This window comes from Streptomyces sp. Y2F8-2 (assembly GCF_014905555.1).
In the GTDB taxonomy this organism is placed as follows: Bacteria; Actinomycetota; Actinomycetes; order Streptomycetales; family Streptomycetaceae; genus Streptomyces; species Streptomyces cynarae.
Genome location: NZ_BNGS01000009.1, coordinates 195089 through 220286 on the forward strand (window position 1 = coordinate 195089; position 25198 = coordinate 220286).

Annotated in this window: 24 protein-coding genes and 1 riboswitch; of the genes, 11 read left to right on the top strand and 13 right to left on the bottom strand. The window is 70.7% G+C overall.

All coding sequences use genetic code 11. The features are described 5' to 3' along the window. Positions 1-159: 159 nt before the first annotated feature. The gene (locus SY2F82_RS28335) at positions 160-2088 is read right to left on the bottom strand and encodes an ABC transporter ATP-binding protein (protein ID WP_200422155.1); all 1929 of its coding nucleotides are present in this window, start codon (positions 2086-2088) and stop codon (positions 160-162) included. Between the two features lie 144 nt (positions 2089-2232). Here SY2F82_RS28335 and SY2F82_RS28340 point away from each other — a divergent pair, with 144 nt between their 5' ends. The 6 genes from SY2F82_RS28340 to SY2F82_RS28365 all read left to right on the top strand — a co-directional run bounded on the left by SY2F82_RS28340 (position 2233) and on the right by SY2F82_RS28365 (position 8663). Beyond that, on the top strand, positions 2233-3195 hold the full coding sequence (locus SY2F82_RS28340) for a lysylphosphatidylglycerol synthase transmembrane domain-containing protein (RefSeq protein ID WP_200421986.1): 963 nt from the start codon (positions 2233-2235) through the stop codon (positions 3193-3195). 82 nt (positions 3196-3277) lie between these two features. Beyond that, positions 3278-4042: a crotonase/enoyl-CoA hydratase family protein gene (locus SY2F82_RS28345; RefSeq protein WP_200421987.1), complete on the top strand. Its 765-nt coding sequence runs from the start codon at positions 3278-3280 to the stop codon at positions 4040-4042. Between the two features lie 206 nt (positions 4043-4248). Then, positions 4249-5331, top strand: a complete 1083-nt coding sequence (locus SY2F82_RS28350; protein ID WP_200421988.1) for a mechanosensitive ion channel family protein — start codon at positions 4249-4251, stop codon at positions 5329-5331. A gap of 49 nt (positions 5332-5380) precedes the next feature. Then, entirely contained in the window at positions 5381-5794 is a 414-nt protein-coding gene (locus SY2F82_RS28355; protein ID WP_236041844.1) for a DUF4186 domain-containing protein, read from the top strand. A gap of 102 nt (positions 5795-5896) precedes the next feature. After that, the gene (locus SY2F82_RS28360) at positions 5897-8116 is read left to right on the top strand and encodes an NADP-dependent isocitrate dehydrogenase (RefSeq protein ID WP_200421989.1); all 2220 of its coding nucleotides are present in this window, start codon (positions 5897-5899) and stop codon (positions 8114-8116) included. A gap of 175 nt (positions 8117-8291) precedes the next feature. Beyond that, positions 8292-8663: a hypothetical protein gene (locus SY2F82_RS28365; RefSeq protein WP_200421990.1), complete on the top strand. Its 372-nt coding sequence runs from the start codon at positions 8292-8294 to the stop codon at positions 8661-8663. Between the two features lie 17 nt (positions 8664-8680). On the opposite strand, the gene SY2F82_RS28370 is transcribed toward SY2F82_RS28365, so the two are convergent. The 7 genes from SY2F82_RS28370 to SY2F82_RS28395 form a co-directional block, all read right to left on the bottom strand. After that, positions 8681-10057 (bottom strand): NtaA/DmoA family FMN-dependent monooxygenase, encoded by a 1377-nt coding sequence (locus tag SY2F82_RS28370; protein WP_200421991.1) that lies wholly within the window; start codon positions 10055-10057, stop codon positions 8681-8683. Positions 10058-10077: 20 nt separating this feature from the next. Continuing rightward, positions 10078-11289, bottom strand: coding sequence for an LLM class flavin-dependent oxidoreductase (locus SY2F82_RS28375; protein ID WP_200421992.1), 1212 nt, complete (start codon positions 11287-11289; stop codon positions 10078-10080). Between the two features lie 111 nt (positions 11290-11400). Further along, on the bottom strand, positions 11401-11511 hold the full coding sequence (locus SY2F82_RS39960) for a putative leader peptide (RefSeq protein ID WP_313884242.1): 111 nt from the start codon (positions 11509-11511) through the stop codon (positions 11401-11403). A 100-nt stretch (positions 11512-11611) separates the two neighbouring features. Continuing rightward, positions 11612-12637 carry an ABC transporter substrate-binding protein gene (locus tag SY2F82_RS28380; protein ID WP_200421993.1) on the bottom strand — a complete coding sequence of 342 codons (1026 nt, stop codon included), beginning with the start codon at positions 12635-12637 and terminating at the stop codon, positions 11612-11614. A gap of 85 nt (positions 12638-12722) precedes the next feature. Next, positions 12723-13508 carry an amino acid ABC transporter ATP-binding protein gene (locus SY2F82_RS28385; RefSeq protein ID WP_200421994.1) on the bottom strand — a complete coding sequence of 262 codons (786 nt, stop codon included), beginning with the start codon at positions 13506-13508 and terminating at the stop codon, positions 12723-12725. Further along, on the bottom strand, positions 13505-14488 hold the full coding sequence (locus tag SY2F82_RS28390; protein ID WP_200421995.1) for an amino acid ABC transporter permease: 984 nt from the start codon (positions 14486-14488) through the stop codon (positions 13505-13507). The genes SY2F82_RS28385 and SY2F82_RS28390 overlap by 4 nt, the downstream gene beginning before the upstream one ends. 327 nt (positions 14489-14815) lie before the next feature. Then, positions 14816-14925: riboswitch (SAM riboswitch) on the bottom strand. Positions 14926-15013: 88 nt separating this feature from the next. Beyond that, positions 15014-15898 carry a glutathione S-transferase C-terminal domain-containing protein gene (locus tag SY2F82_RS28395; protein WP_200421996.1) on the bottom strand — a complete coding sequence of 295 codons (885 nt, stop codon included), beginning with the start codon at positions 15896-15898 and terminating at the stop codon, positions 15014-15016. 491 nt (positions 15899-16389) lie between these two features. On the opposite strand from SY2F82_RS28395, the gene SY2F82_RS28400 reads away from it, so the two are divergent. Continuing rightward, positions 16390-16734, top strand: a complete 345-nt coding sequence (locus SY2F82_RS28400) for a hypothetical protein (protein ID WP_200421997.1) — start codon at positions 16390-16392, stop codon at positions 16732-16734. A gap of 132 nt (positions 16735-16866) precedes the next feature. Further along, entirely contained in the window at positions 16867-17667 is an 801-nt protein-coding gene (locus SY2F82_RS28405; protein WP_200421998.1) for a hypothetical protein, read from the top strand. A gap of 63 nt (positions 17668-17730) precedes the next feature. Here the strand turns inward: SY2F82_RS28405 and SY2F82_RS28410 are convergent, their stop codons facing one another. The 4 genes from SY2F82_RS28410 to SY2F82_RS39565 form a co-directional block, all read right to left on the bottom strand. Continuing rightward, on the bottom strand, positions 17731-18828 hold the full coding sequence (locus SY2F82_RS28410; protein ID WP_200421999.1) for an ABC transporter substrate-binding protein: 1098 nt from the start codon (positions 18826-18828) through the stop codon (positions 17731-17733). Positions 18829-18893: 65 nt separating this feature from the next. Continuing rightward, positions 18894-19772 carry an ABC transporter permease gene (locus SY2F82_RS28415; protein WP_200422000.1) on the bottom strand — a complete coding sequence of 293 codons (879 nt, stop codon included), beginning with the start codon at positions 19770-19772 and terminating at the stop codon, positions 18894-18896. Beyond that, complete coding sequence (locus tag SY2F82_RS28420) at positions 19769-20629, bottom strand: ABC transporter ATP-binding protein (RefSeq protein WP_200422001.1); 861 nt, start codon at positions 20627-20629, stop codon at positions 19769-19771. The genes SY2F82_RS28415 and SY2F82_RS28420 overlap by 4 nt, the downstream gene beginning before the upstream one ends. A gap of 101 nt (positions 20630-20730) precedes the next feature. Then, on the bottom strand, positions 20731-20856 hold the full coding sequence (locus SY2F82_RS39565) for a hypothetical protein (RefSeq protein ID WP_268980410.1): 126 nt from the start codon (positions 20854-20856) through the stop codon (positions 20731-20733). 80 nt (positions 20857-20936) lie between these two features. Here SY2F82_RS39565 and SY2F82_RS28425 point away from each other — a divergent pair, with 80 nt between their 5' ends. The 3 genes from SY2F82_RS28425 (at position 20937) to SY2F82_RS28435 (ending at position 24037) form a co-directional block, all read left to right on the top strand. After that, positions 20937-22598, top strand: coding sequence for a sensor histidine kinase (locus SY2F82_RS28425; RefSeq protein WP_200422002.1), 1662 nt, complete (start codon positions 20937-20939; stop codon positions 22596-22598). Continuing rightward, complete coding sequence (locus SY2F82_RS28430) at positions 22598-23287, top strand: response regulator (protein WP_200422003.1); 690 nt, start codon at positions 22598-22600, stop codon at positions 23285-23287. Before SY2F82_RS28425 ends, SY2F82_RS28430 begins: the two co-directional genes overlap by 1 nt. A gap of 213 nt (positions 23288-23500) precedes the next feature. After that, a complete protein-coding gene (locus tag SY2F82_RS28435; protein ID WP_200422004.1) occupies positions 23501-24037 on the top strand; it encodes an NUDIX hydrolase family protein in 537 nt (178 codons plus the stop codon). A gap of 108 nt (positions 24038-24145) precedes the next feature. Here SY2F82_RS28435 and SY2F82_RS28440 read toward each other — a convergent pair whose 3' ends face one another. Further along, positions 24146-25132: an aldo/keto reductase gene (locus tag SY2F82_RS28440; protein ID WP_200422005.1), complete on the bottom strand. Its 987-nt coding sequence runs from the start codon at positions 25130-25132 to the stop codon at positions 24146-24148. Between the last annotated feature and the right edge of the window lie 66 nt (positions 25133-25198).

A 25198-nucleotide genomic window follows, 5' to 3' on the forward strand; every position in this document is an offset into this window, starting at 1 on the left:
CGTCTCCCTTCCCGCCCCTCCCCTGGTGCCCGCTCCTCAACGCTACGGTCACGGCAGGCCGGGCGCCCACCGCGACGGCTCCCGGCACCGGCCCCTGGAACCCCGACGGTCCTGGGGTCTTTCGTTTGGATCAGCCCGGCGTCATCCGAACGAGAGGCCCTAGGCCACGGCCTCCGCCGCGGTGTCCGGCCGGGTCTGCCCCGTTGTCTCCGTCCGCGGCTCCATCGGCGGGACCGTCCTGTCGAACTGGGTCCGGTACAGCTCCGCGTACCGGCCGCCCGCCGCGAGGAGCTGCTCATGCGTGCCCCGCTCCACGACCCGCCCGGACTCGACCACGAGGATCAGGTCGGCGGCCCGCACGGTGGACAGGCGGTGGGCGATGACGACGGCGGTGCGGCCCTCGAGCGCCTCCGTCAAGGCCTCCTGGACGGCCGCCTCGGAGGTGTTGTCCAGGTGGGCGGTGGCCTCGTCGAGGATGACGACGCGCTGCCGGGCCAGCAGCAGGCGCGCGATGGTCAGACGCTGGCGCTCGCCGCCGGAGAGGCGGTAGCCGCGCTCGCCGACGACGGTGTCGAGCCCGTCGGGCAGGGAGCGCACGAGGTCGTCGAGGCGGGCGCGGCGCAGCACGTCCCACAGCTCCTCCTCCGTGGCGTCCGGGCGGGCCAGCAGCAGGTTGGCGCGGACCGTGTCGTGGAACAGGTGGCCGTCCTGCGTGACCATGCCGAGGGTCGCGCGCAGCGACGCGGCGCTGAGGTCGCGGACGTCGACGCCGCCGACCCGGACGGCGCCCTCGTCCACGTCGTAGAGCCGGGGCAGCAGGGCGGCGATGGTCGACTTGCCGGCGCCGGAGGAGCCCACGAGGGCGACGGTCTGCCCCGGTTCGGCGCGGAAGGAGACACCGTGCAGGACCTCGGCGCCGCCGCGCGTGTCGAGGGTCGCCACCTCCTCCAGGGAGGCGAGGGAGACCTTGTCGGCAGCCGGGTAGGCGAAGCAGACGCCCTCGAACTCCACCGCCACCGGCCCGTCGGGGACCTTGCGGGCGTCCGGCCTGTCCTCGATGAGCGGCTGGAGGTCCAGCACCTCGAAGACGCGCTCGAAGCTGACGAGGGCGCTCATGACCTCGACACGCGCCCCGGCGAGAGAGGTGAGCGGCGCGTAGAGCCTGGTGAGGAGCAGGGCGAGGGAGACGATCGAGCCCGCCTGAAGGGAACCGCGCAGGGCGAACCAGCCGCCGAGGCCGTAGACGAGGGCGAGTGCCAGGGCCGAGACGAGGGTGAGCGCGGTGATGAACGCGGACTGCGCCATCGCCGTACGCACCCCGATGTCCCGTACCCGCCGGGCTCGCGCCGCGAACTCGGCGGACTCCTCCGCGGGCCGCCCGAAGAGCTTCACCAGCGTGGCGCCCGGCGCGGAGAACCGCTCGGTCATCCGGGTGCCCATGGCCGCGTTCAGGCCCGCGGCCTCCCGCTGCAACCGGGCCATGCGGCGGCCCGTCCGCCGGGCCGGGACCACGAAGACCGGCAGCAGCACCAGCGCGAGCAGGGTTATCTGCCAGGACAGGGTCAGCATCACGGCGAGCGTGAGCAGCAGCGTGACCACGTTGCCGACGACCCCGGACAGCGTGTTGCTGAAGGCCCGCTGGGCGCCGATGACGTCGTTGTTGAGACGACTGACGAGCGCTCCCGTACGAGTACGTGTGAAGAACGCGACCGGCATGCGCTGCACATGATCGAACACAGCCGTCCGCAGATCGAGGATGAGACCCTCGCCGAGCGTGGCCGAAAGCCAGCGGCCGAGGATCCCGAGCGCCGCCTCGGCGAGCGCGATGAGGGCGATGAGAGTCGACAGCCGTACGACCGTGCCGCGGTCGCCGTGCGACACGATCGCGTCCACGACGCGGCCGGCCAGCACGGGGGTGGCGACGGCGAGCAGTGCGGTCAGCACGCTCACCACGACGAACTGCGCGATGCGGCGCCGGTGCGGGCGCGCGAACGCGCCGATGCGGCGCAGCGTGGCGCGGGCGAAGGGGCGGTGTTCCGCCTGCGCGGTCATGACGCTGTGCAGCTGCTGCCAGGCGGTGGTCTCCATGCTCATGGGAATGACGGTAGAACCTCGAGCTTCGTTGAGGTCAATGAGCGGCGCGCGGGCCGTCCCGTGCCTTGCCCGGCGTGTCAGCCGCCGTCCTCGCGCACGCAACCTCGTGTTGGTGCGGTGCGGAGACCCTCTGCCGGTGTGACTGTCCTGCGTCTCCCTCAGGGACTCCCCAGACGTGTTCCGGTCCGCCAGGTGCTCTGCCTGCTCCCGCTCGTCCTTGTGACCGTGGTGGCTGTGCGGCACCGCTCGGTGCTCGCGGAGGGCTTCGGCCATCTCCGGGCGGCCGAGTGGCCGTGGCTGGTGGCCGCCGTCGGCGCCACCTGCCTGACCTGGGTCGCGGCGGCCCTGACCCGGCAGGGGGCAGTGGTGCAGCGGCTGCCGGTGCGCCGGCTGCTCGCCACCCAGTTCGCGGCGGGCGCCGCCAACCACCTGCTGCCCACGGGGCTCGGCGCCGGGGCGGTCAACCTGCGGTTCATGACGGTGTGCGGGGTGCCGCTCGCCCGCTCCTCGGCGGCGCTCGCGCTGTACCTGCTCGCCGAGTCGGTCACCCGGGTCGGCCTGCTGCTGGTGCTGCTGGTCGCCTTCCCGGACGCCCTCCACCTCGGCGGTCTCCTACCGGCCTCGGCGACCGGGCCGCTCCTCATCGCGGCGGCCGGGGTGGTGTGCGTGGCGACCTCGGTGCTCCTGCTGGTCCGAAGGGTGCGGACGGCGATGTGGTCCTTCCTGCGTACGGCGCTCTCCGAGGCCCGCTCGGTGCACACCCGTCCGGCCCGGGCGCTCGCCCTGTGGGGCGGCTCGCTGGCCTTTCCCACACTGCAGGCGGCCGGGCTCGCCGCCGTGGGGCGGGCGCTGTCGCTTCCGGTGGCGCCCGTGCACATGGCGGTGGCGTATCTGGCGGCGACGGTCGCGGTCGCCTTGGTGCCCGCCCCGGGCGGCATCGGCTCGGTGGAGGCGGCCCTGGTGGTCGCCCTGGTCGCGGCGGGCGGCCCGGTGGCCGTGGCGACGGCGGTGGTGCTGGCGTACCGCATCATCACGGTGTGGCTGCCGCTGCTGCCGGGGGCGCTGACGCTGGGGGCGCTGGTGCGGCTCAGGGTGATCTGACCGGGGGACGCGGGCCGTACCGGGGAGTAACGTCAGGGTCCTCTCCCCCGTCCTCCCCACAGCCGTCCGAGAGGGGCAGCCGATGCCGGTCCGCGTCGAACGTCAGGGACACGTCTTCACGGTCGTCCTCTCCCGCCCCGAGGCCCGCAACGCGGTGGACGGGCCGACGGCCACCGAACTGGCCGCCGCGTTCCGCGAGTTCGAGGCGGACGAGGAGGCGCGGGTGGCGGTGCTCTGGGGCGAGGGCGGGACCTTCTGCGCGGGCGCCGATCTCAAGGCCGTCGGCACCGGGCGCGGCAACCGGGTCGCCGACGACGGCGACGGTCCGATGGGCCCGACCCGGCTGCGGCTGTCCAAACCGGTGATCGCGGCGGTCGCGGGGCACGCCGTGGCCGGAGGTCTCGAACTGGCGCTCTGGTGCGACCTGCGGGTGGCCGAGGAGGACGCGGTGTTCGGAGTGTTCTGCCGCCGCTGGGGCGTGCCGCTCATCGACGGCGGGACGGTCCGGCTGCCGCGGCTGATCGGCACCAGCCGGGCGATGGACATGATCCTCACGGGCCGTGCGGTGCCGGCCCGTGAGGCCCGGGAGATGGGGCTCGCCAACCGGGTCGTACCGACGGGGCATGCCCGCGCCGAGGCGGAGGAACTCGCCGCCGCGATCGCCCGTTTCCCCCAGGCCTGCCTGCGCGGCGACCGTGCCTCGGTACTGGACCAGGAAGGGCTGGACGAGCGGGCGGCCCTGCGTGTCGAACTCCGGCACGGCATGGACGTACTGGCTCAGGGCCTTCAGGGCGCCGCGCGTTTCGCTGCGGGCGCGGGGCGGCACGGATCGTTCTCGGACATGTGACCCCCGCGCGCACGCCGCGACGCCAATGGCCGCTTCCCGACGTCCCGGTGAGGGGACGTCACCGTCATGCGGCAGGATGAATCCTCACTCCGGACAGCGAACACCTGTCCGGACGCGATCGTGCAATCCGTGATTCGAGCAGGTGGCAAGGTGACGATTCATCACTTCCGGCCCCGGGGCCTTTCCTTTCACGCGGGAGGTGACCGGTGAACCGCGCCGTGACCCTGGACGACCTCATTCTCGGCGGGATCGCCCTGGCCGCGGGCCTCCTGGCGGCGTTCCTGTCGCGCACGCTGCTGCGCTGGCTGGCCAAGCACGCCAAGCGCACCCGCTGGAGCGGTGACGACGTGATCGTGGACGCCCTGCGCACGGTGGTGCCGTGGGCGGCGATCGCGGGCGGCGCGGCGGCCGCGGCCGCGGTGCTCCCGCTGACGCGCACGGTCCAGCATCACGTGAACCAGTCCCTGACCGTGCTGCTCATCTTCGTGGTCACCCTCTCCGCGGCCCGGGTGGTCGCGGGCCTGGTACGGACGGTCACGCAGTCCCGTTCCGGGGTCGCGGGATCCGCCACGATCTTCGTCAACATCACGCGGATCCTGGTCCTGGCCATCGGCTTCCTGGTGGTGCTGCAGACCCTGGGCATCTCCGTCGCGCCGCTGCTCACCGCCCTGGGCGTCGGCGGTCTGGCGGTCGCGCTGGCCCTGCAGGACACCCTCGCCAACCTGTTCGCGGGCGTCCACATCCTCGCCTCCAAGACGGTCCAGCCCGGCGACTACATCCGGCTGAGCAGCGGTGAGGAGGGTTATGTCGTGGACATCAACTGGCGGCAGACGACCGTGCGCCAGCTCTCGAACAACCTGGTCGTGATCCCCAACGGTCAGCTCGCCAAGACGAACATGACCAACTACACCCGTCCCGAGCAGCAGCTGACCGTGCTCGTCCAGGTCGGCGTCGCCTACGACAGCGATCTCGAGCACGTCGAGAAGGTCACCACCGAGGTCGTCGCCGAGGTGATGACGGAGATCACCGGAGCGGTCCCGGACCATGAGCCGGCCGTCCGCTTCCACACCTTCGGCGACTCCCGGATCGGCTTCACGGTGATCCTGGGCGTCGGCGAGTTCAGCGACCAGTACCGGATCAAGCACGAGTTCATCAAGCGCCTGCACAAGCGGTACCGGGCCGAGGGCATCCGCATTCCGGCGCCGACGCGGACGGTGGCGCTCCAGCAGGGCTCGGTGGTCATCCCGTCGCAGCGCAGCGGCGGGGACAGGGTGTCGGAGGCCGGTTAGCCCCGGCGGCCCGGAGTCGGGGAACCGGCGGCTCTATGCTCGAAGGAGCATGATGTCCTCGCCAGACCCCCACCCCCCGACTCCGGCTCCGGCTCCGACGGCCCACTCGCTCGACCAGAAGCTGGACGCCGTCGCGCGCCATCCGTTCCGCGCGAAGTTCCACCTGCGCGGGCGCGACCTGGCCACCGCCCGGCTCAAGGGCCCCTCCACGATCCGGTGGCACGCCTATGACCTCGTCGCCAAGCGTCTGGCGCCGGCCGAACCGTACAAGGACGGCAGGCAGACCCCCTACCGGGGCCACCCGGTCTTCGTCGCCCAGCACGCGACCGCGACCTGCTGTCGTACCTGCCTCCAGCGCTGGCACGCGATCCCCAAGGGGCGGGAACTGAACCGCGCGGAGCACGCCTATGTGGTGGACGTGATCTGCCGGTGGATCGAGCGCGAGGTCGCAGGAGCGTCCTGATCGGACATCGGGGTGTCCGTGGCGCAGGCCACTGTCGAGCGGGGTCCGCGTACGAGATATCTTGATGTCGAGCAATGTTGCAGACGTGGAGCGGAGCACCCGGTGACTGACTCGACCATCATCTACACGCACACTGACGAGGCCCCGGCCCTGGCGACGTATTCCTTCCTGCCGGTGGTCAAGGCCTACGCCGGGAAGGCGGGCGTCGCCGTCGAGACCCGCGACATCTCGCTGGCCGGGCGCATCCTCGCGGTCTTCCCGGAGTACCTGGACGAGGGCCAGCGGATCAACGACGACCTCACGGAGCTCGGCGAGCTGGCCAAGACCCCCGCGGCCAACATCATCAAGCTGCCGAACATCTCGGCGTCCGTACCGCAGCTGAAGGCGGCCATCGCCGAGCTGCAGGGCAAGGGCTACGCGCTGCCGGAGTACCCGGACGAGCCGAAGACCGACGAGGAGCGGGAGATCCGCGCCCGTTACGACAAGGTCAAGGGCTCCGCGGTGAACCCGGTCCTGCGCGAGGGCAACTCCGACCGCCGCGCACCCGCCTCGGTCAAGAACTACGCCAAGACCCACCCGCACCGCATGGGCGCCTGGACCTCCGAGTCCAAGACGAACGTGGCGACCATGGGCGTGGACGACTTCCGCTCCACGGAGAAGTCCGTGGTGATCTCCGAGGCCGGTTCGCTGCGCATCGAGCTGAAGGGCGACGACGGCTCGACCACCGTGCTGCGCGAGTCCGTGCCGGTCCTCGAGGGCGAGGTCGTCGACGCCTCCGTGATGCGGGTCGCCGCCCTGCGCGAGTTCCTCACCGCGCAGGTCGCCAAGGCCAAGGAGGAGGGCGTCCTGTTCTCCGTGCACCTGAAGGCCACGATGATGAAGGTCTCCGACCCGATCATCTTCGGTCACGTGGTGCGCGCCTTCTTCCCGAAGACGTTCGCGAAGTACGGCGAGACGTTCGCCGCGGCCGGTCTGACCCCGAACGACGGTCTGGGCGGCATCTTCAAGGGCCTTCAGGCCCTGCCGAACGGCGACGAGATCAAGGCCTCCTTCGACGCCGAGCTCGCCGAGGGCCCGGACCTGGCCATGGTCGACTCCGACAAGGGCATCACCAACCTGCACGTCCCGTCCGACGTGATCGTCGACGCCTCCATGCCGGCCATGATCCGCACCTCCGGCCACATGTGGGGCCCGGACGGCCAGGAGCACGACACCCTCGCGGTGCTGCCGGACTCCAGCTACGCGGGCGTCTACCAGGCCGTCATCGAGGACTGCCGCGCCAACGGCGCCTACGACCCGGCCACCATGGGCTCGGTTCCGAACGTCGGCCTCATGGCGCAGAAGGCCGAGGAGTACGGCAGCCACGACAAGACCTTCGAGATCCCGACCACGGGCACGGTCCGCCTGGTCGACGGCAACGGCAACGTGGTCATCGAGCAGACCGTCTCCGCCGGTGACATCTTCCGCGCCTGCCAGACCAAGGACGCCCCGATCAAGGACTGGGTCAAGCTGGCCGTCACCCGCGCCCGCGCCACGGGCGACCCGGCCGTCTTCTGGCTGGACGAGACCCGCGCCCACGACGCGAACCTGATCGCCAAGGTCAAGCAGTACCTGCCCGAACACGACACCGAGGGCCTGGACATCAGGATCCTCTCCCCGATCGAGGCGACCAAGCTGTCCGTGGAGCGGATCCGCCGCGGTGAGAACACCATCTCCGTCACCGGCAACGTGCTGCGCGACTACCTGACCGACCTGTTCCCCATCCTGGAACTGGGCACCAGCGCCAAGATGCTGTCGGTCGTCCCGCTGATGGCGGGCGGCGGCCTGTTCGAGACGGGCGCCGGCGGCTCCGCCCCGAAGCACGTCCAGCAGCTGGTCAAGGAGAACTACCTGCGCTGGGACTCCCTGGGTGAGTTCTTCGCCCTGGTGCCGTCCTTGGAGCAGTACGCGAAGGTCACGGGCAACGCCCGTGCCCAGGTGCTGGCCGACACACTCGACCGCGCCACGGCGACCTTCCTCAACGAGGACAAGTCCCCGACCCGTCGCGTCGGCGGCATCGACAACCGCGGCAGCCACTTCTACCTGTCCCTGTACTGGGCGCAGGAGCTGGCCAGGCAGACCGACGACGCCGAGCTGGCCAAGGCGTTCGCCCCGCTCGCCGAGACGCTCGCCGCGAACGAGCAGAAGATCGTCGAGGAGCTGATCGCCGTTCAGGGCAAGCCGGCCGACATCGGCGGCTACTACCAGCCCGACCCGGCGAAGGCCGCCGAGGTCATGCGCCCGTCGGCGACCTGGAACGAGGCGCTGACGTCGCTCGCGTAAGACGGCAGCCCTGTCCGCGTGACAGCCGCCCCGGCCGGATCCGATCCGGCCGGGGCGGTCGCGCATGCTCGGCTGACCACCCCGTTGTCAGTACCGGGTCCTAACGTGGTCGGTGTCGGCGTGGTCGATGTCGGCGTGGTCGGTGTCGGTGTGGTCGGAGAGGGCGAGGCGAGCTGTGATCAACGGATATGTCATCGGCGAAAGTCTGCGCACCGGTGCGGTGTTCGAGCCGGAGGGCCTGCGCATCCGCAAGGTGAGCCGCATCGACGTCTCGGGAAGTGCGCGGGACGGGCAGCCGTCCACCTGGACCTTCGTCGAGTTCGAGACGGACGACTCCCAGGCGACCGCCCTCTCGCAGGCCCTGGCTGAGGCGCTGGAGCCGGACATGGGCTGGTACTCGGACTTCGTGGTCGGGGACGACCGGGTGGTCGTCTTCGCCGGGAAGGTGTTCCGCTATCGGCGCGGCGATGCCCACGGCCGCGCCGAAGCGGTGGCGTACGGACGGAGCGTGGGCACTCCCGAGGACCAGCTCGACTGGAAGGAGTGACCCGCCGGACGGCACGCTTACGACGCCGCTCGCTCCCTGGGCACACCGGTGTCCGGGTGGGCGAGGCCCAGGTGGTCGCGCAGGGTCGTGCCCTCGTAGTCGGTGCGGAAGACGCCCTGCTCCTGCAGCAGCGGGACGACCTGGTCGGCGAACGGGTCCAGGCCGCCGGGGGTGATGTGCGGGACCAGGATGAAGCCGTCGGAGGCGTCGGCCTGCACGAACTCGTTGATGGTCTTCGCGACGGTGGACGGGGAGCCGACGAAGGTCTGCCGGTTTCCGGTGTGGATGACGAGGTCGCGGATGGACCAGTTGTTGGCGGCGGCGAGTTCCCGCCACTCGCGGGCGGTGGCCAGCGGGTCGCGGTACATGCGCACCTGGGCACGGCCGCGGGAGATGTGCTCCTCGCTCACGTTCGGGTCGATGTCGGGCAGCGGGCCGTCCGGGTCGTAGGCCGACAGGTCCCGGTTCCAGACGAACTCCAGGTGTTTGATGGCCGTGGCACCGCTGACCTGTTGCCGGCGCACCTCGCGGGCCAGATCCTCGGCCTCCGCGTCGGTGTCGCCGAGGACGAAGGTCGCGGCGGGCAGGATGAGCAACTGGTCGTGTGCGCGGCCGTACTTGGCCAGACGGCCCTTGACGTCGGCGTAGAAGGCCTGGCCCGCCTCCAGGGTGGCGTGCCTGCTGAAGATGGCGTCGGCGCTGGAGGCGGCGAACTCGCGGCCCTCCTCGGAGTCGCCCGCCTGGAAGACGACCGGGCGGCCCTGCGGGCTGCGCGGGACGTTGAACCGGCCGTGGATGTCGAAGTGCTCGCCCTGGTGGACGAAGGCGCCGGCCTTGGCGTCCCGCAGGAAGGTGCCGGTGGCCTGGTCGGCGAGGATCTCGTCGCCGTGCCAGGAGTCGAAGAGTTCGTTCGCGGTGGCCAGGAACTCCTTCGCCCGGGAGTAGCGCTCCTCCTGCGGCAGGAAGCCGCCGCGGCGGAAGTTCTCGCCGGTGAAGGCGTCCCAGGAGGTGACGACGTTCCACGCCGATCGTCCGCCGGAGAGGTGGTCGAGGCTGGCGAACTGGCGGGCCACCTCATACGGCTCGTTGAAGGTGGAGTTGATGGTGCCGGTCAGGCCGAGCCGGTCGGTGACGGCGGCCAGGGCGGCGAGCACGGTGAAGGTGTCGGGGCGGCCCACGACGTCCAGGTCGTAGATCTCCCCGCCCTGTTCGCGCAGGCGCAGGCCCTCGGCGAGGAACAGGAAGTCGAACTTGGCGCGTTCGGCGGTGCGCGCGAAGTGGACGAAGGAGTTGAACTCGATGTGGCTGCCGGCCTTCGGGTCGCTCCACACGGTGGTGTTGTTGACGCCGGGGAAGTGGGCGGCCAGGTGGATCTGCTTCAGCGGCTTGGTCATGGTGGTGACGTCCCTCCGGCTCAGGCGGTGACGGCTGCGGAGTAGCGGTTGGCGGGGCGGGCGAGCCCGAGCAGTCCGCGCAGGGTGTCGGACTCGTAGGCGCGGCGGAAGGCGTCACGGCGCTGTAGCTCGGGGACGAGGCCACGGGTGATGGCCTGGAGGTCGTGGCCGGCGACCGCGGGGCGCAGCCGGAAGCCGGTCAGTCCTCCGGACCGCAACTCCTCGAGGAGATCGGCGAGTTGGGCGGGGGTGCCGGTGAAGACGCGGGCATCACTGGTGTACTCGTATCCGGCGAGGTCGTCCAGGCGCTGCTTGCGGGCCACGGCCCTGGCCGGGTCGTCGTCCAGGAAGACCACGAGGTCGCCGAAGACGTGCAACGGCTCCTCGGCCCGGCCCGCCGTCTCCTGCTCGGCGCGGATCTCGGCGACGATCGCCCGGGCCTGGTCGGCGTCGTGCGGGGTGACGTAGCCGATGTCGGCCTGGCGGGCCACCAGCCGGTAGGGGACGGTCTGGTGGGCGAGAGCGGTGACGACCGGCTGGCCCTGGGGCGGTCGAGGGGTGATGGAGGGACCCTTGACGTGGAAGTACTTGCCCTCGAAGTCGATGTAGTGCAGCTTGTCCCGGTCGATGAAGCGGCCGGTGGCGACGTCCCGGATCTCCGCGTCGTCCTCCCAGCTGTCCCACAGGCGCCGGACGACCTCGACGTAGTCGGCGGCCTCGTCGAATAGGTCGGTCACCACCTCCTGTGTGTCCGGGCTGTCGTAGGCCTCGATACGGGGGATCGTACGGCGGCCGAAGTGGGCGGCCTCGTTCGGACGGGCGGTGATCTGCACGCGCAGGCCCGCACGGCCCGTGCTGACGTAGTCGAGAGTGGCGATCGCCTTGGAGATGTGGAACGGCTCCGTGTGGGTGGCCACCACGGTCGGCACCAGCCCTATGTGCCGGGTCAGTGGCGCGACACGGGAGGCGATGAGCACTGCGTCCAGGCGTCCGCGAACCTGGTCGGTGCGCTCGTCCGGGTCGAGGAAGTGCGAGGACTGGGGTCCGAGCCCGTCCTCGATGGTCACGAAGTCGAGTAGACCCTCTTCGGCCTCGGTGACCAGGTCGGCCCAGTATCCGGCCGTGAACAGGTCCCGGGGCCGCGCCACGGGCTCGCGCCAGGAGGCGGGATGCCAGCCGGTGCCGTCCAGGGCGAGGGCAAGGTGCAGAGGGGAAGGGGAAGTCGAGGACACGAGTGGGTGCCTTCCTGAAGTCCGTACGAGAACGCCGGCCGTCGCGAGCGGGCGCGGCCGGGGGCGAGCGCAGCGAGATGGGGAGTACACCCGGCCGAAGGCTGGGGACGGTCAGGAGCAACAGAGCGCGCCGGCCACGCGCAGCAGGTCGATGTGGGCCCGGGAGTGCAGAAGCGGACGGCGGGACGGGTTCAGGGCGCGGGCGTGCACGGTACGGGTCACGTCCTGCACCTCCGTCCTCACGGCCGTCGTGGCGCGCAGCTCGTCTCAACGACAACGGTCCTGCCCCGCCGTCTGTTCCGCACTCCGGGAATCCCTTCCGTCAGGAGTTGTCGAGCGGCAGCCCGGGCGGGTTGACCTCGGACTTGGCGACGGCCTCGTTGGACAGGTTCCAGGCGGCCAGCCACTTGGCGTACTGGCCGTTCTCGATCAGGTGGTTGACGGCGTCGGCGAGCGGCTTGGCGAGCCCGCTGTCCTTCTTCGCGGTCGCAGCGATCAGGCCTTGCAGGGACTCGCCGGCGCCGGAGAACTCGCCCGCGTTGCGGGTCGCCTGGGGCGTGTTCGCGACCTGCCTGACGTGGTAGGCGATACCGGGGTTGGGGCCGAAGTACGCGTCGATCTTGCCGCTGGACAGCGCCAGGTAGGTGCCGTTGCGGTCCGGGTAGTACTTGACGGTGAGCTTCTTGCCCTCCTTGGCCAGCTTCGCCTTCCACTCCAGGAGGATCTTCTCCTGGTTGGTGCCCGAGCCGACCGATACGGTCCTGCCCGCGAGGTTCTCGTAGTTCCCGTCGAAGTTCCAGGCGCTCGTCCTCGGCACCTCGAAGGCCAGGTTGTCCTGCCGGTAGGAGGCGAACTCGTACTTCTTCTTGCGCTCCTCGGTGTCGGTGACGTTCGAGAAGGCCACGTCGACCTTGCCGCTGTCGATGCCGACGAACAGGTTCTCCCAGGTGAAGTTCTTCAGCTCGGGCTTGAGGCCGAGGACCGCGGCCACCAGACGGCCGAAGTCGGGTTCCGCGCCGGTGAGGGTCCTCTGGTCGCTGCCCACGTATGCCAGCGGTGCGAAGCCGGAGGGCAGGGCGCCGATGCCGATCTCCAGCTTGCCGCTCTTGCGGATGGCGGCGGGCAGTTCGGCGTTGAGGGACTTCACCTCGGACACCTTCAGGGCGGTCTGCGTGGCGGCGCCGTTGGAGAGCTGCCCCACGGTGAGGGTGCCGGAGGATGCGGTGTCCGTGTTGGTGGCGGCGTCGCTCTTGCCCCCGCATGCGGCGAGTCCGGCGGCGAGGGAGGCGACGGCGGTGCCCGCGGTGAGGCCGCGCAGGAGTCGGGTGCGGAGACTGAGAGTGGGCATGGTTGTCCTTGTTCGGTGAGCGATGGCGGTGGTGGCGTGGGGGGGGAGGCTTTGGAGCGGAACGCGGAACGCGGAACCGGCGGGTTCAGAGCACCTTGCTCAGGAAGTCCCGGGTCCGCTCGTGCCGCGGGTTGTCGAGGACCTCGGCAGGCGGTCCCTGTTCGACGATCCGGCCGTCGTCCATGAAGATCACCCGGTCGGCGCATTCACGGGCGAAGCCGATCTCGTGGGTGACGATGACCAGCGTGGTGCCGCCGCCGGCCAGGTCCTTGATGACGGCCAGCACCTCGCCGACGAGTTCGGGATCGAGGGCCGAGGTGGGTTCGTCGAAGAGGATGACGCCGGGCCGCAGGGCGAGCGCGCGGGCGATGGCGACGCGCTGCTGCTGGCCGCCGGACAGCTGACGCGGGTAGGCGCCGGTCTTGTCGGCGAGTCCTACGCGGCCGAGCAGGTCCAGGGCGAGGTTCCTGGCCTCCGGCTTGGTCAGCTTGCCGGTCGCCACCGGCGCCGCTGTCACGTTCTCCAGCACGGTGAGATGCGGGAAGAGATTGAAGTTCTGGAAGACGAATCCGATGCGGCTGCGCTGGCCCAGGATGACCCGCTCGCTCAGCTCCTTGAGGTGGTCTCCGTGTCGGCGCACGCCGATGGGTTCGCCACCGACGCTGACATAGCCGCGGTCGGGCTTCTCCAGGTGGTTGATCACCCGCAGCAGGGTGGACTTGCCGGAGCCGGACGGGCCGAGGATCACGGTCACCTCGCCCGGTCGTACGGTCAACTCCACGCCGTGCAGCACCTGGTGGGCGCCGAACGCCTTGTGCACGTCGTGCACCTGGATGGCGGCGGGGCGGGTCTGGAGCGTGTCGGTGGTCATACGGCGGCCTCCCTGCGCGCACGGGCCCGCAGATCGGCGAGACCGGTGCGGAGCTTCTGCAACGGGGTCGGCGGCAGCGCGCGGGTGGCGCCGCGGGCGTAGTACCGCTCGACGTAGAACTGGACGACGGACACGAGGCTCGTCAGGATCAGGTACCAGACGGTGACGACCAGCAGCAGCGGCACGATGTCGCCGGGGTAGGTGCTGCCCATGGTCTGCGCGGAGCCGAACAGGTCGAGCAGTGACACGTAGAACACCAGTGACGTGCTCTTGACCAGGCCGATCAGCTGGTTGACGTAGTTCGGGGTGATGGACCTGAGGGCCTGCGGAAAGACGATCCGCCTGAACTGGTGGCCCTTCGGCAGACCGAGGGCGGCGGCCGCCTCGTGCTGGCCCTGGTCGACCGAGAGGATGCCGCCGCGGACCACCTCCGCCGCGTACGCCGCCTCGTTCAGGCTCAGTCCGACGACGGCGACGACCATGTCGGTGGCGAGCTTTGACTCGTCGAAGCTGAAGAACGCCGGGCCGAAGGGCACGCCGACGCTCAACGTCTTGTAGAGGGCGCTGAAGTTGTAGAGGAAGATCAGCACCACGATCAGCGGTATGGAGCGGAGCGCCCACACGTAGGTCCAGCTCACCGCACGCAGGACCGGGCTCTTCGAGAGCCGGGCCAGTGCGAGCACGATGCCGCCGAGCAGGCCCGACACGGCGCTGAGCGCGGTGACTTCGAGCGTGATGAGCAGCCCGTCGAGGATGGTGGGGCGCAGGAACCAGTAGGCGAAGCGGTCCCACTGGTAGAACGGGTTGGACACCAGGCCGTGGACGAACTGGGCCACGAGGACCAGCACGACCGCCGTGGCCATCCAGCGGCCCGGCCGGCGCAGGGGCAGAACCCGCTGGGACGCGGGGGGCTTGGCCGCGGTGTCTTCGTCGGGCGGCGCCGGGGCGAGGGACACGACGCCTCCGGGGGGTTCACTCATGACAGGCTCCAGCGGAGTCGGACGCCCCGGGCGGCGCGCCACGCCACCGCTTGGCGGCACGGGGCCGCGGCGTGACGAGGCTGGTGAAGCGCAGTGCACCGGGGACGGGACGGAACGAGGGCGCACCGTGGCGGCGGTGCGCGTCAGGGATTCAGAACGCCGTCAGCCGTGACAGCGGGCAGAGCCCGGGGTGGTACACAGTGCGCTGTTGACGCGGAGCAGGTCGACGGAACGGTTGGCGCACAGCAGGACGCAGCCGCGGAGCCGCACTGCGGCTGTCCTCGAGGCTGCGTACATCACTGTCTCCGTCGTTCTTCCGGCCCGGGGGCCACGCGCTTACCGAAACGTCATCCGGTCGGGTCGTCACCTGGGGCACCCCACCGCGGTGCGAGGGTTGCCGGTCAGCCAGCCAGGGCTTGTCGCTGACGCTCATGACCTTTCTGGCCGTAAGTCAATACAGGCGCCGCAAGCGATGTCAACGTGCGTCCGGCAGGTGATACGTGCTCGGCGGCGCCGTTCTCCCGCTCAACCGGTGTGGGTGGCCGCGCCGTTGGGGATGTGCGAGGCCCAGTCCAGGATCTGCACGGCGGCGCCCGCGGCCTCCAGTCCCCGGCAGTGCGCGTGGTGCCGTCGGGCGATGCCGGCGTGGTCGAGGTGCGGACCGAAGGCGGGGTGGGCGGCCAGCCGGCGGGCGTACGCCCACAGGTGCGGGTGGTCGGCGATGCGGTGCACCGCGGTGGCGTCCAGGTGCCAGCGGTGCACGGTGTCGAGCTGCACCAGGCTGACCCACAACTCCACGTCCGCTGCGGTGAGCTGGTCGCCGAACAGGTACTCCTGACGGGCGAGCCGTCCCTCCAGTGACCGCAGGGTGTACAGCAGCGAGGTGAGCGCGGCGTCCCGTTCCTCCGTGTCGGCATCGACGCGTCCGGCGCGCTGGGCGGCCGCGTCGATGCCCTGCTCGCACAGTCGCTGGACACCGTCGATCTCGGCGTCCAGCCCCTGCGGATACAGCGCGGGGTGGTCCGTGCCGAAGTGCCGCGCCAGGTCGCGCATGATGTCCGGAGCGTGGGTGCTGACGATCCGGCCCGACCAGTCGTCGCTGAGCACCGGCGCCAGGGCGGCTCCGGGATAGCGGTGGGCGCTGGCCTCGTACAGCGGACGCAGCGCGGAGTACTCGCCGCCGGGTCCGTCGGGCACCGCGGGCAGCAGCGTGACGGGACAGACGTCCTCGAGGCCGAGCAGGCTGTGCGTGATGGCAATCCGCAGACAGTGCGGACACGCCGGCGACAGGTGGAGACGGTAGCGGCGCGGCACGGCGTAGTGGCCGCTGCGGGCGTCGCACCCGATCCGGCCGCGGAAGGCGGGGACCGGCTGGGCGGACGGGAGTGCGGTCAGGGCATGGGCGGACATGTCTCTCCCGGGGTTCTGGGACGCGAGGGTGCGGGGGCGGTGGCCCGCGGGCAGGCGGCGCTCCCCTGCTCGAACGGCGCGAACGGCGCGGGGCGGCGGGGCGCGGCGCGGCTCGGCCGGTTTCAGCGCCGGCGGCTGCTCGCGCTGCAGACGCGCAGCAGATCGATGTGGCGGCGGGAGGTCAGCAGGAGGGACTGCCGGCGCGTGCGACGAACACGGCTGATGACCGGCCTCAGGCGCCCCATTGTTTCCCTACCTGTCCACTAGGAAATCTCCCTTGGAGTGTCGATCCGGCTCCGGCCCGCGTCAAGAGGGTGGTCCGCAGAGTGAGAGGGACGCGTCTCACGCCTGGTGGCTCCCCCGACCGGAGGCAATCGGGTGGTCCGACCAGCTGATATACGGGCCCGCCCGGCAGGGCGTGCCGAGGGCCGCCGCGTGGGCGGGTGCGGCTTCGGGGGGCCACCCGGAACCGTTCGACAAGGAGCCCATGGATGAGCCGTGAAAGCAGGACGCCCTTCTCTCTCGGACCGCTGGCGCGCGAGAGGTACCGGAAGGCTGGCAATCTCGCCTCGCTCGCGCTCGTGATGGCGGTCGGACCGGCGACTCCCGCCGCAGCCGTCGGAAGCGGCGGGACCGTACGCCCGATCGACAACTGCGACGTCATCGACGCCACGCCGGCAGAGAGGGATGCCGTCGTGTATGTCTCCGTGCTGACTGCGAACGGACAGGTGCAGGAGGGCACTTGCACCACCTCGGGAGGGAACCCGGGCCCGCGCCGACCGATCAACGTGCCGTGCACCTTCGTGACGGATTTCCCGACGCCTCCGGCATCGTGAGCAGCCGCCGCCCCTCAGGGAGGGGCGGCTCAGCGGCTGCCGGGCCTCTGCGGCAACGCCTGCACCAGAAGATCCAAAACAATGGCAAAGAGGCCTGTGGAATCAGCAGTTCCCCATGTCATCGTGCATGCCATGAGCACAGAGCACGTCCTGGACGACCGGCCGCACGCCCACCCCCGCATACGCCGGACGGCGAACAAGGTGCCGGAAGTCACCGCCTACTTCTGGATCATCAAGGTTCTGACCACCGGAATGGGCGAGACCGCCTCCGACTACCTGGCCCGTCTGCTCGGCCCGATCCCCGCGGTCGGCCTCGGCGCCCTCGCCCTGGTCGGGGCCCTGGTGCTGCAGTTCGCGGTTCGCCGGTACGTGGCCTGGGTCTACTGGACCGCCATCGTCATGGTCAGCGTGTTCGGCACGATGGCCGCCGACGTCCTGCACGTGGGTCTCGGCGTGCCCTACACGCTCTCGACGCCGCTGTTCCTGGTGGCGCTGGCCGCCGTCTTCGCCCTGTGGCACGCGAGCGAGCGGACCCTGTCCATCCACAGCATCTCCACCCGGCGCCGCGAGGTGTTCTACTGGGCGGCCGTGCTCGTCACGTTCGCGCTCGGCACCGCCGCGGGCGACCTGAGCGCCACGATCGGCCTCGGCTACCTGGGGTCCGTCGCTCTGTACGCCGTCGCCATCTCTGTGCCGGCGGTCGCCCACCGCGGGGGTCTGCTCGGCCCGGTGGTCGCGTTCTGGTCCGCGTACGTCATCACCCGCCCGCTCGGTGCGTCGATCGCCGACTGGATGGCCCTGCCCCACAAGCGCGGCGGGCTGGACTGGGGTCTGGGTCCCGTCACCCTGTCGTGGACGGTCGCGATCCTCGGCTTCGTCGCCTACCTGGCGGTCTCGCGACGCGACGTCGGGAGCGACTCGGCCGCAGTGTGACATGGCACCGCCCCGCCTGCCGCTGGTGCGGTCAGGCGGGGCGACGTCGTGTCGGTGGCAGGCTCAGCCGTCCGCCCCCGCGGGGGTCGTGGTGGTCTTGAATCCCTCGGTCTTGTTGGCCTGGATGGCGAAGTCGTTGGTGAACGTCTTGCTGAGGTCCACCGAACCCTTCACGTTGCCGACCAACTTCTCCGTCGCCAGTGAGGTCTTCGGACCGCCGGCCGGCATGATGCCGTCCGGGAGGAACTGGCCCTTGTCCTCGGTCAGGGCCGCGATGTAGTCGGCTTTGGTCACGAGCTGGTTCTGCACGAACGACTGAGGCAGCTTGTCGGCGATGTCGGCCGCGCTGTGCGTGTTGATCCAATGCATGGTGGCCACGAGCGCGTCGACGACCTTCTGCACGGTGGCCTTGTTCTGGTTCACCCAGTCGGTGCGGGCGAGCACACTGGCCGCGGGGAAGGCACCGCCCATCGCCGCCGTGGCGCCCTGCGTGGTGGCCAGGTCGATCGCGGAGGCACCGACGCCCTTCTTCTCGATCGCGGCGACCGTCGGCTGTGTCGTCATCACACAGTCCACCTTGCCGTTCTGCAGCGCGGCGATGGCGGTGGAGCCGGCGCCGACCCCGATCCGGTGGAAGTCGCTGGTCTTGACGCCCTTCTTGGCGGCCAGGAACTGGGTGAGGGTGTCGGTGCCCGAACCCAGGTCGGTGACGCCGAGGGTCTTGCCCTTGAAGTCGGCGGCCGAGGTGACGCCCGACTTCTTGGTGCACATCTCACGCTCACCCGGCGCGCCGGAGAGCTGGACCACGTCCTCGACCGCCTTGCCCTTGGCCTGGAACTCGATCGTGTGGTTGTACCAGGCGCCCGCCATGTCCACCTGCCCCGAGGCCATGGCCTCCTCGGCTCCGACACCGCCGTCCTGCTCGGTGCTCAGCTCGACATTCACGCCGTACTTCTTATAAAAACCGAGGCTCTGGGCGAGTTGGTAGGGCAGGTAGATCTGCTTGTCGATACCGCCGACCATGAGCTTCACCGTGGGCACGCCGCCGGAGCTGCCGACGCTCTGGGAGCCGCTGTGGGAGCCGCTGGAACAGGCGGTGGCCGTGCCGAGGGCGAGGACGGTGAGGAGGGAGGCGGTGACGGTGGCGGATCGTCTTGACATGGCTGGCCACATTCCTTTTCTGGGGTGGGGCAGGGGAAGAGCGGAGAGGGCGGGGAGGAACTGAGTCAGAGGGCGTTCGACGCCTCGGACGGGGCCGGGGGGCGCCAGGACAGCAGCCGGTGCTCGAGCTTGCTGATCAGCCACTCGGCACCGAGCACGATGACCGAGATGACGAGCATCGTCGCGAACACGCCGTCGGGGTCGAAGTTGTTCTGGGCGGTCTTGATGACCAGGCCGAGGCCGCTCTGTGCGCCCAGCACCTCGCCGACCAGCGCGCCGACGATGGCGAAGCCGAAGGCGCTGTGCAGGCTCGCGATGATCCAGGTGAGCGCGGAGGGCACGATGACGTGGCGGATGATCTGCATCTGCGAGGCGCCGAGCACCTTGGCGTTGGCGAGGATGTTGCGGTCGACCTCGCGGACGCCCTGGAAGGCGTTGAAGAAGACGATGAAGAACACCAGGACCGCGGCGAGCAGGATCTTCGGGGTCACGCCGATGCCGAAGGCGACGATGAAGATCGAGCCGAGGACGATGCGCGGGATCGCGTTGACCATCTTGATGTAGGGGCCGAGCACGTCGGAGAGGAAGCGGCTCTGCCCCAGCGCGACACCGAAGACCACACCGGTGACGGACCCGACGGCGAAGCCGGCGAGTGCCTCCTGGATCGTCGTCCATATATTCGAGTAGAAGGACCCGAACTCCGTGCCGTTTTGGAAGAGGTCGGCCAGCCGCTTGGCGATGCCCGACGGCTGCCCGAAGAAGAACGGGTCGACGATCCCCCACGTGGTGAACGCCTGCCAGCCGCCGATGACGACGACCGCAAGGCCGATGCGGCCCGCCCAGACCAGCGCGACGCGGCGTCGTACGGCGCTTCTGGCGGCGGCAGCGGCCGATACCTGACCGCCGCTGACCGGAGCGGCGGAAGCGGTGGACGTCGTGGTCATGCCTTACCTCCTGCGGTGCGTGCGTAGGCGCGCTCCACCTCCTCGCGCAGCGTGTCCCAGATCTTGTGCTGCAGTTCGATGAAGCGGGGCTCGAAGCGGATCTCCTGGACGGAGCCGCGCGGGCGCGGCAGGTCGATGTCGAAGACCGCCTTGACCGACCCGGGGCTCGACGTCATGACGACGACGCGGTCGGCGAGTGCCACGGCCTCGTCGAGGTCGTGGGTGATGAAGACGACCGACGGCCGGATCTGCTCCCACAGGGCCAGCAGCTCGGTCGACATGATCGCCTTGGTCTGCACGTCGAGGGCGCCGAACGGCTCGTCCATGATCAGGATCTTGGGTTCGTTGATCAGCGCCGCGGCCATCGCCACGCGCTTGCGCATACCGCCGGAGAGCTGGTGCGGGTAGCGGTCCTCGAAGCCCGCGAGGCCCACCCGGCGCAGCCAGTCGCGCGCCGAGGCCTGTGCCTTCTGCTTGGGGACGCCGCGGAAGACCGGACCCATCAGCACGTTGCCGAGGACGGTCTTCCAGGGCAGCAGCGCGTCGGCCTGGAACATGAAGCTGACGCCGTCGGTGATGCCGTCCACCTCGCGGCCGCCGACCTTGACCGATCCCTCGCTCGGCCGGTCCAGGCCGGACACCATGCTCAGCGTCGTCGATTTGCCGCAGCCGGTGGGACCGACCACCGCGCAGAACTGGCCCGGCTCCACGGTGAACGAAACATTCTGCAGCGCGGTGAACACCTCACCGGCGGGGGTCAAGAATCGCTTGGTGAGCCCGGAGATCTCAATGCGCGCGTCGTCACGGTCCGTTTCGCCGGCGACCGGGCTCGTCGCGACATCGTTTCGCGAAGCCATCTGGGGCGGTCTCCTTCCTGGCCTCGGGGGTCGAGGAAGTCAGACGCTAGGGGCCACCCCGTGTGACGTCGCTGTTTCCGACGTATCTCGCGATCGTTGAATTAACCGGGGTTCTGCTCGTTCGGCTCACGGGCGCCCGGGACACCCACGTCGTTCGGGATGCGCACGTTGAACGTGGTTCTGCGCATTCTGCTCAGCGGCCCGGGGGTGGGCAGGATTTCGGCCATCAGGCACAATCGCGCCACGCGGGTCCGGCGCAGGGGCCGGACCCGGCACGACGTACGACAGGGGCAAAGAGGCGCCTGTGATGTCCATCCGTACCCGGATCACCCGCGGCGGCAGAGGGAAGCTCTCCGCCCGGATCCTCGCCAACCAGCTGTTCATCCTCGGTCTCACCGGCGTGATCGGCTTCGTGCTGTTCGCGTTCGCACAGCGGGGCGAGCTCGACCGTTCCTACGAGCAGCGGGCGCTGGCCATCGCGCAATCCACGGCCGCCGAGCCGCAGATCCGTCAGGCCATGGCGGACGGCACCGACAACGGCGTGGTGCAGACCACCGCCGAACGCATCCGGAAGGCCTCCGGGGCGTCGTACGTGGTCGTGCTCGACCTGCGCGGCATCCGTCACTCGCACCCCATGCCGCAGCTCATCGGCGAGCCGGTGAACGAGCCGATCGAGGTGCTGGACGGCCGTCCGCGCGTCGGCAGCGACCAGGGCGCCACCGGACGGTCCGCCAACGCCAAGGCTCCCCTGTACGGGCCGTCCGGCAAGCTGGTCGGCGAGGTGTCGGCGGGGCTCCCGGAGCGGTACGTGCTGGGCGAGCTGTGGCGTGAGCTGCCCACCTTCGGCCTGTACGCGGCGATCGCCACCGCGCTCGGTTCGGCGGCCGCGTATCTGCTGGCGCGGCGGCTGAAGCGGACCACCTTCGGTCTCGAACTGGAGGAGATCGCCGGGCTCTTCCAGGACCGCGAGGCGATGCTGCACGGCATCCGGGAGGGTGTGGTCGCCTTCGACCCCGACGGCAGGGTCACCGTGGTGAACGACGAGGCCCGGCGGCTGCTCGGGCTCGGCACCGCGCTCGGCAGCAGGCTCGAGGAGGTGCTGCCCGACGGCCGGCTGCGGCGTGCGCTGGACGGCACCCTGAGCGGTACCGACGTCAGCGTCCTGACCGACGAGCACTGCCTCGTCGTCAACCGCATGCCGGTCACGCTGCGCGGCCGCGAACTCGGCGCGGTGGTCACCGTACGCGACCGCACCGAGCTGATCGGACTGCTGCGCGAGCTGGACTCCGTGCGGGGGCTCACCGACGCACTGCGGGCCCAGCAGCACGAGTTCACCAACCGGATGCACACGCTGGCGGGACTGCTGGACATCGGCGACCACGACGCGGCCTACGAGTTCGCCGTCGGATCGGCCGGAGCCGGGCAGGCACTGACCGAGTCGGTGCGCCGACGGATCGGGAACTCGCTGATGGTCGGGCTGATCGTGGCCAAGACCACGGTCGCCGCCGAACGCGGCGTGCGGATCGTGCTCGACGACGGCTCCGCGCTCGGCCAGGACCCGCCGCATCTGCGCCGGCTGCTGACGATCGTCGGCAACCTGCTGGACAACGCGGTCGACGCCGCGGCGGACGGACCGCCCCCGGCGGGCGGCCGCCAGGTGCGCCTCACCCTCACCGAGGGGCCCGACCATGTGACCGTGCGGGTGGCGGACACCGGGCCGGGGGTCCCGCCGGGCGCCGCCGAGGCGATCTTCGAGGACGGCTGGTCGACCCGGCCCGAGCGGGGCACCGCCCGGCGCGGCCTGGGGCTCGCCCTGGTGCACCGGCTGGTGCAGCGGCACGGTGGCACGGTCGCGGTCAGCGAGGGCCCGGGCGCGGTCTTCACCGTCGTCCTGCCGCTGCCGGACACGGCCCCCGCGCCGCAGGGCGCACTGTTCACAACGGCGTTGCCGGTGGGAGGCGACCGCTGATGATCCGAACCCTGGTCGTGGACGACGACTTCCGGGTGAGCCACATCCACAGCGAGTACGTGAGCCGGGTCCAGGGCTTCCAGGTGGTCGGCGAGGCGGCGACCGTGGCCGACGCCCTGGAGGCGGTGCGCACCCTGCACCCGGACCTGCTGCTGCTCGACATCTTCCTGCCGGACGGCAGCGGGCTCGATGTGCTGCGCCGGCTCACCGGCGACGAGGGCGGCTCCCGGCCGGACGCGTTCATGATCACAGCGGACCGGGACATCGAGTCGGTGCGCACCGCCATGAAGCTGGGCGCCGTGGGATACCTCGTCAAACCCTTCGGCTCCCCGGACCTCTGCGGGCGGCTGACCGCCTACCGCGAACTCCAGCACCGGGTGCACGCGCTGGGACCGGCCGCCGAGACCGAGCAGGCCGATGTGGACGCCCTGTTCAGCGCGACCCGGCCGCCGGCCGTCCCGCGGGTGCCGGCCAAGGGGCACTCCGCGCCCACCCTGACCCTCGTCCACCAGGCGCTGCTCTCCGCCGGCGGTCCCGTGTCGGCGGCCGAGGCGGCCGAACTCACCGGGGTCTCCCGGGCGACGGCCCAGCGGTACCTGTCCTACCTCGTCAAGGAGGGCATGGTCCGTCTGGAGCTCCGCTACGGGGCGACGGGGCGCCCGGAGCACCGGTACCGCATCGTCTCCTGACCGCCCGTTCCGAAAACGTCGCTTTCCGGTCCCGTTCCCCACATTTTCCTTCCCGTCCTGTTCCCCGACCGTCGCCTTCCCGTCACCGACCTGATTTCGCCGGTGCGGAAAAGCGGACCGAGCGGGCGGCCGACCGCACGCCGTGGGTGTGACTTGCGTCTGACCTGGTGAGACACGCGGCCGATGCCGGGGTGTTGACCGTACGATCGGGCAATGCCTGACACGACCGAAACCACGCCCGGCTGGCTGACTCCCGACGAGCTCGAGCTGGCGCGAGCCCGCATGCCGATCCTGTACGTGGAAGCCGTGCCCGTGCGCGTCGACGACAGCGGTGAAGTCACCAGCATCGGACTGTTGCTGCGGATAGGGCCCGACGGGACCGTCAGCCGCACCCTCGTCTCGGGCCGGGTGCTGCACCACGAGCGGGTCCGTGACGCCCTCCTGCGCCATCTGGAGAAGGACCTCGGGCCGGTGGCACTGCCCCGCGTTCCGCCCTCCCTGCAGCCCTTCACCGTCGCCGAGTACTTCCCGACACTGGGTATCACCCCGTTCCACGACCCCCGCCAGCACGCGGTGGCCCTCGCCTACATCGTCCCGGTGGCCGGCGACTGCCGACCCCGCCAGGACGCACTGGACCTGGAGTGGTTCAGCCCCCAGGAGGCCGCGTCGGCCGTGGTCCAGAACGAGATGCCGGGCGGGCAGGGCGTCCTGCTCAAGCAGGCCCTGGCCCACATCGGCTGCCTGCCCTGAGCGGCTGTCGGACCCGAGCGACGCGGCCGCCGGCCAGGCGCCCCGACGGCGCCGGGCCGGTGGTCGCGTCGGCGGTGACGCCTCTCGGAGGCCCGAATCCCGGGGCTCTCAGTGCACCGCGTCCAACCGCGCCCTCTGCTCCGCGGTCAATTCCAGTTCCACCGCGGCCAGGTTCTCCTCCAGCTGCGCCACCGACGAGGCCCCGGCCAGCGGGATCACCGGCAGGTCACCGCCGATCTGCCAGGCCAGCACCACCTGGTTGACACTCGCCCCGGTCTCCCGCGTCACCTCCCGCAGCACCGCCAGCCGCGCAGGGGTGCCCGGGTGGTCGAAGTCGCGGGGCAACGGGACGTCCTGACGTGCGTAGGCGCCCTTGAGGAGCGGTGAGTACGCGACCAGGGTCAGGCCCGGCTCGGCGCGCAGATAGCTCAGCAGCTCCGGGGTGGTGCCGCCGAGGCTGCCGTCCGGGAAGATCTCCTCGGGGATGTCGGTGCGCGGGCGCAGATGGCTGTGCTGGTACTGCAGCACCTCGTAACCGGGCAGTCCGGCCGCCGCCGCCAGCGCGCGGGCGCGCTCCACCCGCCAGACGGCGTGGTTGCTCACGCCGAGCAGGCCGACCGTGCCCTCCGCGACCAGTTCGGCGAACCCCTCGACGGTCTCGCGCAGCGGCACCGTGCGGTCCTCGATGTGCGCGTACAGCAGGTCGAGCCGGTCCACGCCGAGGCGTTCCCGGCTGCCTTCGGCCGCCTCCCGGATCGCCTTCGCCGACAGGCCCTCGGCGTTGTCGACATAGCTCGTGCCGGGGGCAAGCGGGCGTGCGCCGAGCTTGGTGGCGATCACGATCTCGTCGCCGATGCCGCGGCTGCGGCGCCAGCGGCCGAGCAGTTCCTCGCTCTGACCGCCCCGGCCGTCGTCGGTCCAGAAGGCGTAGTTGTCGGACGTGTCAATGAAGTTGCCGCCCGCCTCGACATAGCGGTCGAGGACGGCGAAGGAGGTCTTCTCGTCCGTCCGGGAGCCGAACAGCATCGCGCCGAGCGCGAGCACGCTCACCCGGCGGCGGGTCTTCGGATCGGTGCCGATCGTCCGGTACTTCATGGTGGTCCCTCCCGTCGCGGCCCGCTGGTGCGGGCTCGATCGGGACTCTTCAGCTTCAAGTGCGCT

Coding starts and splice junctions, on each gene's coding strand:
- SY2F82_RS28335 (WP_200422155.1), bottom strand. CDS start 2,088: ATGGAGACCACCGCCTGGCAGCAGCTGCACAGCGTCATGACCGCGCAG.
- SY2F82_RS28345 (WP_200421987.1), top strand. CDS start 3,278: ATGCCGGTCCGCGTCGAACGTCAGGGACACGTCTTCACGGTCGTCCTC.
- SY2F82_RS28355 (WP_236041844.1), top strand. CDS start 5,381: ATGATGTCCTCGCCAGACCCCCACCCCCCGACTCCGGCTCCGGCTCCG.
- SY2F82_RS28370 (WP_200421991.1), bottom strand. CDS start 10,057: ATGACCAAGCCGCTGAAGCAGATCCACCTGGCCGCCCACTTCCCCGGC.
- SY2F82_RS28380 (WP_200421993.1), bottom strand. CDS start 12,637: ATGCCCACTCTCAGTCTCCGCACCCGACTCCTGCGCGGCCTCACCGCG.
- SY2F82_RS28385 (WP_200421994.1), bottom strand. CDS start 13,508: ATGACCACCGACACGCTCCAGACCCGCCCCGCCGCCATCCAGGTGCAC.
- SY2F82_RS28390 (WP_200421995.1), bottom strand. CDS start 14,488: ATGAGTGAACCCCCCGGAGGCGTCGTGTCCCTCGCCCCGGCGCCGCCC.
- SY2F82_RS28395 (WP_200421996.1), bottom strand. CDS start 15,898: ATGTCCGCCCATGCCCTGACCGCACTCCCGTCCGCCCAGCCGGTCCCC.
- SY2F82_RS28400 (WP_200421997.1), top strand. CDS start 16,390: ATGAGCCGTGAAAGCAGGACGCCCTTCTCTCTCGGACCGCTGGCGCGC.
- SY2F82_RS28405 (WP_200421998.1), top strand. CDS start 16,867: ATGAGCACAGAGCACGTCCTGGACGACCGGCCGCACGCCCACCCCCGC.
- SY2F82_RS28410 (WP_200421999.1), bottom strand. CDS start 18,828: ATGTCAAGACGATCCGCCACCGTCACCGCCTCCCTCCTCACCGTCCTC.
- SY2F82_RS28415 (WP_200422000.1), bottom strand. CDS start 19,772: ATGACCACGACGTCCACCGCTTCCGCCGCTCCGGTCAGCGGCGGTCAG.
- SY2F82_RS28420 (WP_200422001.1), bottom strand. CDS start 20,629: ATGGCTTCGCGAAACGATGTCGCGACGAGCCCGGTCGCCGGCGAAACG.
- SY2F82_RS39565 (WP_268980410.1), bottom strand. CDS start 20,856: ATGGCCGAAATCCTGCCCACCCCCGGGCCGCTGAGCAGAATGCGCAGA.
- SY2F82_RS28425 (WP_200422002.1), top strand. CDS start 20,937: ATGTCCATCCGTACCCGGATCACCCGCGGCGGCAGAGGGAAGCTCTCC.
- SY2F82_RS28430 (WP_200422003.1), top strand. CDS start 22,598: ATGATCCGAACCCTGGTCGTGGACGACGACTTCCGGGTGAGCCACATC.
- SY2F82_RS28435 (WP_200422004.1), top strand. CDS start 23,501: ATGCCTGACACGACCGAAACCACGCCCGGCTGGCTGACTCCCGACGAG.
- SY2F82_RS28440 (WP_200422005.1), bottom strand. CDS start 25,132: ATGAAGTACCGGACGATCGGCACCGATCCGAAGACCCGCCGCCGGGTG.